Source organism: Novosphingobium sp. YAF33, assembly GCF_052113265.1.
Classification (GTDB): Bacteria; Pseudomonadota; Alphaproteobacteria; order Sphingomonadales; family Sphingomonadaceae; genus Novosphingobium.
Genome location: NZ_JBFRCW010000017.1, coordinates 1 through 12,945, shown reverse-complemented (window position 1 = coordinate 12,945; position 12,945 = coordinate 1). Strand labels below are relative to the sequence as shown.

The window sequence follows — 12,945 nt, the reverse complement described above, 5'->3', positions numbered from 1 at the left end:
CGCTGTCCTCGCGGCATGTCGAGGCGCCGGATCTTTTGAGCTGGGTACACGGCAGGCGATCCGGCGGTACCGGATCGCCTGCCGTTCCAGATCGCCTCAGAAGCGATAGTTGGCCATGAGGCCGAAGTAGTTGCCGTTCTTGCCGCCATTCGCCTGGAACGAATCGCTGACGGCGAAGTAGGTTTCCCAGAGACGGAACGCCAGGCGATCAGTGGCCTGCCACGAAGCCTCCAGGTTGAGGTCCGTACCGATCGAGCGGCTGGAATCGTAAGGCGTGAAGCTCGATCCCGAGGGGCCGATATAGACGCCGTCGCCCTTGCGCGCGCGCCAGAGGAAGTCCGGCCCGGCCATGACGGTGATCGCGGGAAGCGGCTTCACCGTCACCGAGGGATAGATGTCCATCAGGTTGGAGAAGCTGAAGAAGGCGCCCTCGGTGATGAGCGGCAGACGCGCGGCGGCGGGAACGAACGTGCCGACTTTGCCGTCGGTCAGGTCCTTGTCGCCGCTGAAGTAGTTGGCGCGCAGGCCGAGCCGCGGCTTCATCGGTGCGCCGCCCAGGGTATAGCCGCCTTCGAACATGGCGCCGTAGGCTTCGATATCCTTGCCGATGAAGGAGCCGCTCTGATAGGTGGCTTCGAGGTCGAGGTCCCAGCGGGCCCCGCGCTTCCAGAGGCGGCCGCCCCAGTTGTTGCGGTCGTCCTTGCCGACACCGGCGGCCAGGGTCGCGCGGTCGCGCTCCATCTCGTACCAGTAGAGGTCGGTGCCAAAGCCGGCGATGCGGTTGGGCGCGCTGATGTAGACGCCGTGGAAGTCCTGCGCGTGGTTCGGGCCGTCGTCGAACGTGCCCGGATCGATCAGGATCGGCTTCACCGCGAAGACGTCTACCGAGACTTTGCCCGGCAGGATGTAGGTGGCGCGCACGCCCTGGTAGGTGAAGCGCATGTTCAGGCCTTCGCGCACGCCCACCAGCTTGCCGTTGCCCAGCGGCATTTCGAAGCGGCCGGGGCGGAAGGTCACTTTGCCGGCCTTGCCCAGCGGCACCGTCACGTCGACGAAGGCCTGGTAGACGTCCACTTTGTCGCGGTTGGGCGCGGTGGCGAACTGTTCGCCATATTCGCGGTTGTCGCCCAGCTCGACATAGGCGCGAAGGTTCTGGCCGACATGCAGGTCTGCCAGCAGGCGCAGGCGCGACTGGACCGGGTCGTTGTTGTCGTTCGGCTTCAGGCCCAGCGAGGAGTGGTGCCAGTCGGTGTAGTAGACGCGCGCCTCGCCGCCGAGCGTCAGGTAAACGTCGTCATTGGCGATGGGGATGTGCTTGATCTTCACCAGCAGGGGATCGTCCGCGGCGGCGGGCCTGGACCAGTCTTCCGTCCAGCGGATGTTCTGGGGCAGGCCCTCGGGGCCGGGACGGCCGCCGGGGAGCGCCTCGGCCGGACGGGCCTGCGACTTGGCCGGGCGAATTCCGGGAGGGGCCTGGGTGGAAAGCGTGCCTTCGCCCACGTCCTTCGACTCCGGGGGAACCGACTGGGCGAATACGGGCTGATAGGGGAAAGCGGCGGTCAGGACGGCAAGGGAGCCGCAGGCAAGCAGATGCAGGGCGCGGGGGGAGCGCATCGGGAAGTCCTCTCTGGAAGGTCTTGCTATTTTAGCGGGACGGCCGCTGCGAACTGGCCGTCCCGTCACTTTTATCCGCCGATCAGGCGATTCTTATCGGCCTATCAGGCGATGGCGCTCTCACGGTAACGCGTCAGCGAGAGCAGCACGCCGCCCACCAGGGTGCCGCAGCCCAGCGCGATGGCGACCGGGGCGAGGCTCCATCCGGCGGTGAACAGCACGCCCGCCAGGATCGGACCGAGCGCCGCACCGGCGCGGCCGATGCCGATGACCAGACCGGTCCCGCCGGCCCTGAGGGCAGCGGGATAGCTTTGCGCGATCACGGCATAGAGGCCGGCCGTGGCTCCGTTGGCGAAGAAGCACGCGATCGCGGCGATCACGGAGAGGCTGCCGAGCGTGACGGCGCCCTGGCCGAAGACAACGACTGCCATGGCCCCCAGGAACATCGTGGCGACCACCACCGGGCGGATCCCGACTTTCTGGCTGAGCAGGCTGACCGCGATCGAACCGATCGCGCCGCCCACGTTGCCCCAGACCAGTACGCCTCCGGCCAGCGCGGGCGGGAAGCCCAGGTCGACGACGATCTTGGGAATCCACTTCACCAGGAAATAGAAGGTCATCATGTGGAAGAAATAAGTGGCGGTGAGCATGATCGTGACATGCGCCATGCCGGGCGCGAAGAGCGCGCTGACGCCGGCCTTCTGCGGTACCGGATCGGCGGGCGGCATGGCGGCGATGGGCGCGCGGCCCTGCCGCTCGAGCGTGCGGTTGATCTTGTCCAGCGCCCCTGCAGGCCGCTTCAGCAGCAGGAAGGCCATGGTTTCCGGCACCAGCCAGAGCACCAGCGGGATGAAGCAGACCGTCACCACGGCGCCGAACTGGAAGACCGATTCCCAGCGGCCCGTTGCGGCGAGCAGCCAGGATGCGGCCGAACCGCCGACGATGGCACCCATCGGATAGCCCCCTGCCATGATGGCGACCGTGAGGTTGCGACGGCGCGCGTTCGAGCATTCCGCGACGACGGCATTGGTCGCGGCCAGCATGCCGCCGATGCCCAGGCCGGTGAACAGGCGGTAGGCGGACAGGATCGGCACGGTGGCGGCGGTCGAGGCGAGCGCCATGCCGATGCTCATGATCACCAGGCAGGCGAGCAGCATCGGGCGGCGGCCCACCTTGTCGGCCAGGTTGCCCAGCACGAAGGCGCCGATACCCATGCCGAACAGTTCCATCGACAGAACCAGGCCCAGGGCGGCGCGGTCGATGCCCCAGTCCCTGGCGATGCCGGGCGCGGCGAAGCTGATCGAGAGCACGTCGAAACCGTCGAGTGCGTTGAGCGCGGTGGCGATACCGACGGCGATGACCTGCCGGTAATGCATCGGTTCGCGCGCAATAAGGGCGCGGGGGTCTTCCATGCACTTCTCCTCTGGCCCGCCCCTTGCTCTTGGTTTCGGGAGGCGGACATTATTGGCGACACGCGCGGCAGCGGCCCGGCTCCAGCGACGGTCGGCAATCTTGCGACTCGGCCATCACATCGAGCACGGCCGCCACCGCAATTGTGTAGGGCTGATTGCTGAGCTTTGCTGGCCGCCTCAAGCCGGGCGCCGGTCAATCGAGGCAGAAATAGCCAAATGCGATAGCCCGCAGGCCGGGCGCGCGGGTGGCCAGATCGCGCCTTCGAAAGGTCGCGAGGTTGCGCGCTAGACGGCGGGGGAAACGAAGTCCCGGTTCAGCTCGTCCAGCGCGGCAATCCCCAGCATGGCCATGGCCACGTCGATCTCGTTGGCGAGCAGGGACAGTGCATGGGCGGCGCCCCGCTCGCCCGCCGCGGCGCAGCCATAGAGCGTCGCACGGCCGACCATCACGGCATCGGCGCCCAGGGCCAAAGCCTTGATGACGTCTGCGCCCCGCCGCACGCCGCTGTCGAACAGGACCGTCGCCCGGCCGGCAACGGCATCGACCACCGCGGGAAGGGCCGCGATCGCGGGCGGCGAGGAATCGAAATTGCGCCCGCCGTGGTTGGAGACCGCGATGCCGTCCACCCCGTGCTCAACGGCAAGCCGGGCATCCTCGGGATGGAGCAGGCCTTTCACCACCAGCTTGCCGGGCCAGCGCCGCCGCAGCGCCTCCACGTCCTTCCAGTCCACCGAGGCCGAATTGGTCACCCTGGCGACTTTGCCCGTGACCCGGCCGCCCACTTCCGCCGGGTAGTTGGCGAACTGGGGCAGGCCGCCTTCGAGCATGTAGCGGCCGATCACCGAGGCCAGCCAGCCGGGGCGGCGCAGGAAATCTCCGATCAGCCGGGCATTGGGGCGCACCGGGTTGGACATGCCGGCGCGGCGGTTGAATTCGCGCAGCGGCCAGAGCGGGGTGTCGACCGTGAGCACCAGGACGTCCGCCCCATGATCGCGCGCGGCGTCGACGACCTGCCAGGAGAGGTCTCGCCGTTCCCAGAGATACATCTGCATCCAATGGCCGGCCGAGGCGACTTTGGCGATCTCGGCAAAGGCGGTGGTGGAGCTGGTCGTCTGGGTGAAGGGGATGCCGGCCGCCGCCGCCGCGCGCGCGATCGCGCGCTCTCCGCGGTGCCACATGAGATCGGCCACGCCGGTGGGGGCAATGACGAGCGGCAGCGGCTGGCTGCGTCCGAACAGCGTCGTGCGGGCCGAGCGGCTGGACACGTCCCGCAAGGTCCGCGGCAGAAGGTTCAGGGCCTGCAGCGCCGAAACGTTGCGGCCGATCAGCAGGTCGTCTTCCGTGCCGCGTTCCACGAATTCCCAGATGGCACGGGGCAGCCGGCGCCGGGCGAGGGCGCGCAACTGGGCGATGTTATGCGCGCGTTCGGCAATATCCGGCATCCGGCGCAAGCTCCCTCCTGGCTGTCGATTTTCCGGCTCCAAGCTTTCAATGTGTCGCATTTTCCGAGCCATCAGGTGTTTCCACCTGACGGGACAATGCTCTAGCCGTCTGCGGAGCGGGCAGGCAACGCGGCGGCGAAGAGATCGGGCCGGCGTTATGCCGGGGTCATTCGGGCGGCACAGCGCGCGCCTCGGGTGCCGCGCTCAGGAGGTGGGCATAGCGCTGCAGGCCCAGCGAAGTGCGCCGGATATGCATCGACAGCACCGATTGCGCCGTCTCGATCTCGCCGCGGCAGATCGCATCGTAGAGCAGCCGGTGCTCCACGTCGTGCGTGCGGTTTCCCTGGCCGAGCGAGAGCTTCATATAGGCGCGGCGGTAGCTTTGCGTCGTATCCCACACACGCTCGACGATCTGCGCCAGCAAGGGGGTGTCGTGGCGGCGATACGTGATCCAGTGGAATTCGCGGCCCAGCGCGATGGTCTCGTCGAGATCGGTCGCCCTTTCGATCCGGGCCATCGTCGCGGAAAGGTCGGCAATGTCGCCCTCGGTCAGGCCGGGCACGCTTTCGGCCAGCAGCAGAGGTTCCACGCGCGCGCGGATCTCGAAGGAGACTTCCAGGTCGCGCGTGGTCAGGGCGGTGACCCGCGCCCCGGCATTGGGCCGCATGACCACGAGCCCGCGCGCTTCGAGCATCCGCAGTGCATCGCGCACGGGAATGCGGCTGATGTCGAGTTCCTCCGCCAGTTCGTCCTGCTTGATCCGGGCACCGGGGGCGAGGTCGCCCGCGAGAATGCGCTCGGCCAGGATATCGGCGATGCGCTGGCTGGCCACGGAAGACGGATTGGCGGTCATGCAGGTGCCCTGTTGCTGTAGCTGCGTCGATGAAGCTGCATCCCCTCTACGACCGAACGCGCGGATTATCGACAGGCGCGGCGATCTGATTGCCCGGGCGAATTCGGCTCTTCGCCATCCCGTGCAGCGGCACGAAGAACGGGGAACGCCCTTGCGCATCATGCGGAGATTGCCCAAGACTTCCGCGCATGATCACGCTGCCCACTCTCGGCGAGGCCTACTACATCGTCGAGTGGGGCATTCGGCTGACGATGCTGGCAGTCGTGCCGCTGCGGCGCTCGCCTGCGGCGGCGGCGAGCTGGCTGCTGCTGATCTTCTTCCTGCCGGTGCCCGGACTGCTGCTTTTCACCGCGATCGGCAGTCCGCGCTTCCCCGCCTGGCGGGTCGAGCGCTTCGAGAGCCTGCGCGGGTTCTTCCGCGATGCCGCCGGGCGCATGRCGCGCGATGCGCCGGGTGCCGCGCTTGTCCCGGCCGAAGTGGTCGAACTGGCGGGCCGGCTGGGCCACTTGCCCGCCGTGGGCGGCAATGCGGTGCAACTGCTGGACGACTATGACGCGGTGATCGCGCGGCTGGTTGCCGATATCGACGCGGCGCACGAGCATGTGCGGCTGCTTTCCTACATCTTTGCCGATGATGCCACGGCCGGCCGGGTGATCGCTGCACTGGGCCGGGCGGTCGATCGCGGCGTGCCCTGCCATGTCCTGGTCGATCCGGTCGGCTCCTATCGCTGGCTCAAGGGCACTTTGCTGGCGCTGCGCGGACAGGGCGTCCGCGTGCGCCGGATGCTGCCGTTCCGCCTGATCCGGGGGCGCACCCGGCGCGACATGCGCAACCACCGCAAGCTGTTCCTGATCGACGGAAAGATCGGCTACGCCGGTTCGCTCAACATCGTCGCCAAGGATTTCCGCCCGGGCGTGACCAACCGCGAACTCGTGGCCCGCGTCACCGGTCCGGCCGTCGCGGCGATGTCGGCGATCTTCGTGTCGGACTGGTTCATGGAGACCGAGGAAATGCTGGAACCGGCACTCGCCTTGCCGGCTCCCGCGGGCGATTCCATCCTTCAGGTCCTGCCGAGCGGCGCGAACTATCCGCTGGAGGGGTTCCTGACCCTGCTGACCTGGCAGGTGGCCCGGGCAGAGCGCGAGATCGTGCTGGTCACGCCTTACTTCATCCCGGACGAGGGGCTGCTGGGCGCGCTGATCACGGCCGTCCTGCGTGGGGTGGAAGTGCATATCGTCGTGTCCGAGGTGGTGGACCAGCTGCTGGTGAACCTCGCCCAGTCGTCCTATTACGACGAACTGCTGTCGCACGGGGTGCGCATCCACCGCTATCGCGGTTTCCTGCTGCACGCCAAGGCGGTGCGGATAGACGAGAGCCTGGGCATCGTCGGCTCCAGCAATGTCGATGTGCGCTCTTTCCAGCTCAACGAGGAAGTCAGCCTGCTCCTTCTCGACCGGCCGGGGATCGAGGATCTGGCGCGGATCCAGAAGAACTACATCGCCGGCAGTGACGAACTGACCCTGGCGGAATGGCGCGCGCGGTCGCGGATGCGGCGTTTCGTGGAAAACGGCGCGCGTCTGGTCAGCCCGCTGCTCTAGGTCACGGCCTGATTCACGCCGTGATTTCACACCATGATTCTGGGCCGGAAACAGGGGCGTTACAGGCAAGCCGACAGGCCTTGTCCAAAAAGCCCTAAGTCCTTGGTAGCCTGTAAGCGGCGCGTTGGAGGTAGTGGCCTGCCCCATTTGGATTCGACGGCCGTGGCATCGGGATAGGTGTCACCGTCAGGTCCAGATTGCCGCTTTCTGGCCCCTGCGACTCATGTAACTTCGGAAGACTTGGCGAGGAGTCGAATACATGAAGCTTGCGGAGGAAAAACTGGCCGAACTCGGCCAAAACGACCGGCGGTCCTTTCTTGCCGCCTGTGGGAAGTATTCGCTTCTCGTACCCCCGGCGATGACGATGCTCCTGTCGACGTCCCTGACCTCGACGGCGATTGCGAAGTCGGGCGGTGGCGGCGGCGGTGGCAGCGGCGGGTCTTCGAGCGGCGGCGGTTCCGGCAGCACGCCGGGCGGCGGCTCGGGCAGCGGCGGTTCCACCGGAGATGGCGGCAGCGTCAAGGACGGCGGCGGTTCGGGCTCGGGTCCGAAGGACACCGGCGTTCCCGGCACGGGGGATACCCATGCCGGATCGGTGAGTGCCGAAGCCAGCCTGCCCAAGTCCGAGGGCGTTACGCCCAAGGGCAAGGACGGTGCCGGCAAGGGTACGGGCCACTGATCGTCTTCGGCCTCGAAAACCTGCGCGCCTGACGGGTTCGCAGGGATCGAGGCCGAAACCAACCGGGGGAGGGCGCCGCGATGCACGGGGGCATGGCGTCTGGAACGCAGACGGCCGGGGATGTCGTGCCGGATGAGGTCGTGCCAGATGGGAAGGAGCAGGCCGGGGGTCCGCTCCTGCGCCTGGCGGACGGGGTGGTTCCGCTTGTCATCGCCGATCGCCCGGTCCTTTTCATAGAGGCGACCCAGCGCCTGAACGCGCTCAACGGTTCGGCCGGAATGCTTGTGGCGCTCCTGGCGGACGGTATCGGCCTTGCCGATCTGCGCCATGAACTGCACGAGACCATGGGCATGTCCGCTGGCGAGGTCGACACCCTCGTGGTTGCCTGGAGCGCCCAGCGGGTCATGGCCGCCGACTTCGGACCGTCCGACGCGCAGGGCCATCTGGTCCGGCTGCGCGCCGGCGGGCGGGACATCTTGGTACACTTTCCCGAGGAGGCATGGGGCCGCGAACTCGCCGCCGCCTATGCGCATTTGCCAGCCCTGGATGCAGTGGGGGCCGGTGCCGCGGAGATCGATTCCGCCGCCCGCGTCACCGTGGAAGCCATGGGGCAGGGCCCGGACGAACTTGCCGGCATCTTCGACGAACAGGCCGGGACGCTTGCCGCCCGCGATGCCGCGGCGCCGGTGCTGCGCGGCGCCATCGTCGATCTCGTGCTGGAGCAGCCGGGATATGTGGCCCTTCATGCCGCCTGCCTCGTTTCGCCGCAGGGCCCCGACAGCGGCGCTGTGCTGCTGATCGGCGCGCCGGGCGCTGGAAAGTCGACTTTGGCGACCATGGCCGCCGTCTCGGCCGGTCCGCTCGGGCTGGCGGGAGACGATATCGTCCTGTTCGATCCGCGCAGCGGGCTGGTGATGGGCGTGCCTCTGCCGCTGACGGTCAAGAGCGGTAGCTGGGATCGCCTCGCCGCCGTTCTGCCCGGCCTTGCCGCATTGCCGCCTGTGCTTCGTGCCGACGGGCAATGGCTGCGTTATGCGCCGCTGCCGTCGCCTGTCGCTCCGGCATGGCAGCGCGTTGCCGCCATCGTCGATCTGCGCCGGGAGGACGGCCGTGCCGCTGGGCTCGTTCCCCAATCCCCGATCGACTGCCTCGGCCGGCTGCTGGAGGAAGGCTTCGTGCGCGAGGGGCGCTGCACGGCCGCGCAGATGCGCGGTCTTGCGCGGATGGTGGACAATGCCGATACCTGCACGCTCCATTATGCCGAGGCCGAAGCGGCACTACCCCTGATCGAGGCGCTGCTTGCCTAGGCGGGACCATCGTTCCGCCCAGAGGAGGCTGCGAAGCGCGCCATTCCGCGCCGCGACGTTCGCGAACGATCCCGTTCGCGCCGCGCCGATGCCGGGACGTCGCGCTTTCCGGCCCTGCCGGAACTGAATGGCGAACCGCTCCCGCGACCATGCGGCCTTCCTGGATCTGTGCGCATGCCTGAAGGGCCGCATCCCGCCTTCGACCGATTGGGAAGGGGTGCTGGGCCTTGCCAATCGTACGCTCGTCACGCCGGCCCTGGCCGGGGCGCTGCGGGGGCAGGAGGCCCGCGTTCCGCCTGAGGCCGCCGGGATGCTCCATGTCATTGCCGAGCGAACCGCGGCGCGCAACCGCATGATGCATGGGCAACTYACCGAGGCGGTGGCGGCGCTGGCCGCAGAGGGCATCGTCCCGGTACTGCTCAAGGGCGCCGCCTTGCTCGCGCGCCGCGGACCGGAATGTGACGACCGCCTGCTGACCGACCTGGACCTCATGGTTCGCGAAGACGAGGGCGCGCGCGCCCTCGCCGCACTGGAGGCCATCGGCTACCGCCGGCTCGACGGTCCCACGGAAACGAGCCCGGGCCAGGGCGCCAACCTGGGCCGAGAGCGTGACGTCGGCGGGCTGGACTTGCACTACCGCCTCAAGCGCATCGGCAGGGGACGGAATTTGCAGTGGCTTGTCGATGCCTGCAGCCCCTTTGCCATCGGCACGGGTACCGCCGCAATGCCGTCCCCCGCGGCGCTCACGGCTCTCTTCGTCCTCCACGACCAATTGCAGGAAGCCGACTATTGGCGCGGCCGGATCGATTTGCGCCACCTTGTGGACATGGCCCGGCTTGCGGAGGAAGAGGGCGGGCTGGACGGCGGCGAACTTGCCGCCCTGTTCCCGCCCGGACGCGCCCGGCGTGCTCTAGCGGTGCAGTTGGACACGCTGGCGGCGTGGCTGGGCGTGCGCGTGACCATCGGCGAACGCGGCTGGCGCGTGGCGTTCCAGCGCTGGCGGCGGGGTCTGCAATTGCGCCGGCCGGGCTTGGAGACCGCGCTGACCCTGGCTTCGTGCCTGGCCGATCCCCCGCTGGGACTCTTCGAGCACAGCGGATTTTCCGCCCGCAGCCGTGAGATTCGCCGTATTCTGCTGGAGCAGAAAGCCACGAAAGTCTGACCGGCGTTCCTCGGCCTCAACGCAGCCCTTCGAGCCACTCCGCGATCATCGCCTGTCCGGCCGCAACCGCGGCAGGGCCAAGGCTGTCATGCGCGGCGCGCAGCGAGGCTTCGTCTCCGCCGGCCTCGATCACCGATTCCGGCCACTGTTCGATCCAGGCATCGAAGCGCGGGTCCAGCCCCATCTCGGCATGGAACTGGAGCGCCAGGATATTGCTGCCGCGCCGGAACGCCTGGTGGGCATAGAGATGGCTGGATGCGAGCAGCTCGACATCGGCGGGCAGGGTGAAAGTGTCGCCGTGCCAATGGAGCACCGGCACACCGGYAATATGCCGCAAGGGGCCGTCGATGGCGTTGTCATGCACCGAGATGCTGTGAAAGCCCACCTCCTTGTGCGGCCCGGCAAAGACCTCTGCCCCCATCGCCGCGGCTATCATCTGGGCGCCGAAGCAGACGCCCAGCGTCGGCCGCGCGGCATCGAGCCTGAGTGCAAGGCGGCGCATCTGGCAGGCAATCCAGGGGTGCCGGTCCTGCTCGTAGATGCCCATGGGGCCGCCCATCATGATGAGCAGGTCCGGTTCGCGCAGATCCAGCGCGGCAAATGCCGGGTCGGTCACGTCAATGCGGTCGACGTCATATCCGGCCGCCTCGATGGGCATGCGATAGCCCGCGACGCCTTCGTAAGGGACGTGCCGGATGATCAGGGCGGTCTTCGTCACTGCTCGCTTTCGTTTCGAGGGGCCGCGGCCGAACAGCCGGCGGAGACACCGAAATGTCATCTTTCCAGCCTCAAGGTGCGTGCGCAAGACCCGTCGAGGCCATGCCGGCGCATCCGATTCTGTTTCAAACGGTTTCCCCGGGCGAATTCACGGCAAAAATGACGGATGCAGGATTTGCAATCCTTTGCCCGGACCCCCATGGTCCCCTGCGAGAAAACATGGCGTGTGAAGACATGGAAGGAGCCAAGGTTTGGAATCAGTTTCGGTCGTACTTTTCCTTTTGCTAGCGGTAGTGGTGAGCGGCGCGATATCGCGCATGCTCCCCTGGTCGGTCCCTACGCCTCTCGTGCAGATCCTGCTCGGCTGCGTGATCGGTCTCTCGACCTCTTATAGCGTGTCCCTCGATCCCGAACTGTTCCTGCTGCTGTTCCTGCCGCCCCTGCTGTTCCTGGACGGCTGGCGCATCCCCAAGGACGAATTGTTCAAGGACGTTTCCACCGTGGTGGAACTGGCGCTGGGCCTCGTCCTGACGACAGTCATCGGCATGGGTCTCTTCATCAACTGGATGATCCCGGCCATGCCGCTGGCCGTGGCTTTCGCGCTTGCCGCCGTCGTCTCGCCCACCGACCCGATCGCCGTCTCGGCCATTGCCGCGCGCGTGCCGATCCCCAAGCGCATGATGCACATTCTCGAAGGGGAATCGCTGCTCAACGACGCCTCCGGCCTCGTCTGCCTGCGTTTCGCCGTAGCAGCCGCGCTGACGGGCACGTTCTCCGCCGGCGGCGCCGCGCTCAACTTCCTCTGGGTTGCCGGTGCAGGCCTGGTGATCGGCGTGGCCGTCACTCTGGTCGTTTCGCGCGCCAAGGCGTGGGTCACGCGCCGCTGGGGAGAGGATACCGGCTCGCAGATCCTCGTCAGCCTGCTGATACCTTTCGGCTCCTATATGCTGGCCGAGCATTTCCACGCCTCGGGCATCCTTGCCGCCGTCAGTGCCGGCGTGACCATGACCTTTGCCGAGATTTCGCGCGAAGCCATGGCCGTCACGCGCATGCGCCGAAATTCGGTATGGGACACCATCCAGTTCACGCTGAACGGCATCATCTTCGTGCTGCTGGGTGAGCAGCTTCCCGGCATTCTCGCCGAAGCCAAGCTGACCGTGGCGGTCACCGGCCATACGGAGCCGGGCTGGCTCGCGCTCTATGTCGTCGCGATCGTGCTGGGCCTTGCGGCGCTGCGTTTCGCCTGGGTGTGGCTCTCGTTCAAGTTCACAATCCTGCGCAAGCGTCATGCCGAAGGGAATGGCGGAAACGTGGCAGCGACCGTGCGCAGCCCCAACTGGCGGCTGGTCGCGGCCATGTCCTTCGCCGGTGTGCGCGGCGCGATCACGCTGGCAGGCGTACTCACGCTGCCGCTGGCCTTGAACGACGGAACTCCCTTCCCGGCACGTGATCTGGCGATCTTCCTGGCGGCCGGCGTGATCATCGTATCTCTGGTCGTCGCCAGCATAGCCTTGCCGGTCCTGCTCAAGGGGCTGACCATGCCGGGCGAGCCGTCCAAGCAGGCCGAGGAGGATGCCGCCCGTGTCAGGACCGCGGAGGCCGCGATCAAGGCGATCGAGCGCCATCAGCACCGGCTTGCCGAAAGCCACGGGGATGCCGATCGCTATTCGGCGGCAGGCGGCCGCGTCATGGACCTCTACCGCGAGCGGATCGAGGGTCTCGGCGAGGAGGAGAAGATCGCGACGCGCGAGCAGGAGCGCCTTTTCCGCGATTTCCGCATGGTTGGCGTAAAGGCGGAGCGTGCCGCATTGGCGGAACTGATCCGCGCACGCGAGGTCGGCAGCGAGACGATGCGCAAGCTGACCCGCGAATTGGACCTCTCGGAAGCCCGCTTGCGCGGATAGCGGAACAAGGCCCGGCGGCTGTCCAGACACCGCCGGGCTAATCGTTGCACGAGGGGAGAGGGAAAGCGGCGGCGGGCCGTGGTTTTTGGCGAGTATGTCGTTTTTTTGAAATTAGTGTTTGACCGAATCACGGGTGGCACTTAGAGGGCCTCTCACCGCAGCGGACCACACGGTTTTGCAGCGGTCGCCAACAGAGACGGACAGCTTGTTCCCCCATCGCAAGAAAGCATCGCAAGAAAGCGGGGAGCGCTAGTTG

At 67.3% G+C, this 12,945-nt stretch carries 10 protein-coding genes; 5 read left to right on the top strand and 5 right to left on the bottom strand.

The window, feature by feature from the left end:
* Positions 1 to 96: 96 nt before the first annotated feature.
* The 4 genes from AB4Z00_RS23545 to AB4Z00_RS23530 form a co-directional block, all read right to left on the bottom strand.
* Positions 97 to 1,614 carry an alginate export family protein gene (locus AB4Z00_RS23545; protein ID WP_442047450.1) on the bottom strand — a complete coding sequence of 506 codons (1,518 nt, stop codon included), beginning with the start codon at positions 1,612 to 1,614 and terminating at the stop codon, positions 97 to 99.
* Positions 1,615 to 1,718: 104 nt separating this feature from the next.
* Positions 1,719 to 3,026 carry an MFS transporter gene (locus AB4Z00_RS23540; RefSeq protein WP_132269376.1) on the bottom strand — a complete coding sequence of 436 codons (1,308 nt, stop codon included), beginning with the start codon at positions 3,024 to 3,026 and terminating at the stop codon, positions 1,719 to 1,721.
* A 285-nt stretch (positions 3,027 to 3,311) separates the two neighbouring features.
* Positions 3,312 to 4,469 (bottom strand): alpha-hydroxy acid oxidase, encoded by a 1,158-nt coding sequence (locus tag AB4Z00_RS23535; RefSeq protein ID WP_442047449.1) that lies wholly within the window; start codon positions 4,467 to 4,469, stop codon positions 3,312 to 3,314.
* A gap of 166 nt (positions 4,470 to 4,635) precedes the next feature.
* Positions 4,636 to 5,322, bottom strand: a complete 687-nt coding sequence (locus AB4Z00_RS23530) for a GntR family transcriptional regulator (protein WP_132269380.1) — start codon at positions 5,320 to 5,322, stop codon at positions 4,636 to 4,638.
* A gap of 188 nt (positions 5,323 to 5,510) precedes the next feature.
* On the opposite strand from AB4Z00_RS23530, the gene cls reads away from it, so the two are divergent.
* The 4 genes from cls to AB4Z00_RS23510 all read left to right on the top strand — a co-directional run bounded on the left by cls (position 5,511) and on the right by AB4Z00_RS23510 (position 10,068).
* A complete protein-coding gene (gene cls, locus AB4Z00_RS23525; RefSeq protein WP_442047448.1) occupies positions 5,511 to 6,920 on the top strand; it encodes a cardiolipin synthase in 1,410 nt (469 codons plus the stop codon).
* Positions 6,921 to 7,179: 259 nt separating this feature from the next.
* The gene (locus AB4Z00_RS23520) at positions 7,180 to 7,599 is read left to right on the top strand and encodes a hypothetical protein (protein ID WP_314468451.1); all 420 of its coding nucleotides are present in this window, start codon (positions 7,180 to 7,182) and stop codon (positions 7,597 to 7,599) included.
* 92 nt (positions 7,600 to 7,691) lie between these two features.
* Positions 7,692 to 8,906, top strand: coding sequence for a hypothetical protein (locus AB4Z00_RS23515; RefSeq protein ID WP_442047447.1), 1,215 nt, complete (start codon positions 7,692 to 7,694; stop codon positions 8,904 to 8,906).
* A gap of 127 nt (positions 8,907 to 9,033) precedes the next feature.
* Positions 9,034 to 10,068, top strand: a complete 1,035-nt coding sequence (locus tag AB4Z00_RS23510; protein ID WP_442047446.1) for a nucleotidyltransferase family protein — start codon at positions 9,034 to 9,036, stop codon at positions 10,066 to 10,068.
* A 16-nt stretch (positions 10,069 to 10,084) separates the two neighbouring features.
* Here AB4Z00_RS23510 and AB4Z00_RS23505 read toward each other — a convergent pair whose 3' ends face one another.
* Positions 10,085 to 10,786, bottom strand: a complete 702-nt coding sequence (locus tag AB4Z00_RS23505; protein WP_442047445.1) for a glutamine amidotransferase — start codon at positions 10,784 to 10,786, stop codon at positions 10,085 to 10,087.
* Between the two features lie 250 nt (positions 10,787 to 11,036).
* Here AB4Z00_RS23505 and AB4Z00_RS23500 point away from each other — a divergent pair, with 250 nt between their 5' ends.
* The gene (locus AB4Z00_RS23500; protein ID WP_132269391.1) at positions 11,037 to 12,689 is read left to right on the top strand and encodes a Na+/H+ antiporter; all 1,653 of its coding nucleotides are present in this window, start codon (positions 11,037 to 11,039) and stop codon (positions 12,687 to 12,689) included.
* Positions 12,690 to 12,945: the final 256 nt, after the last annotated feature.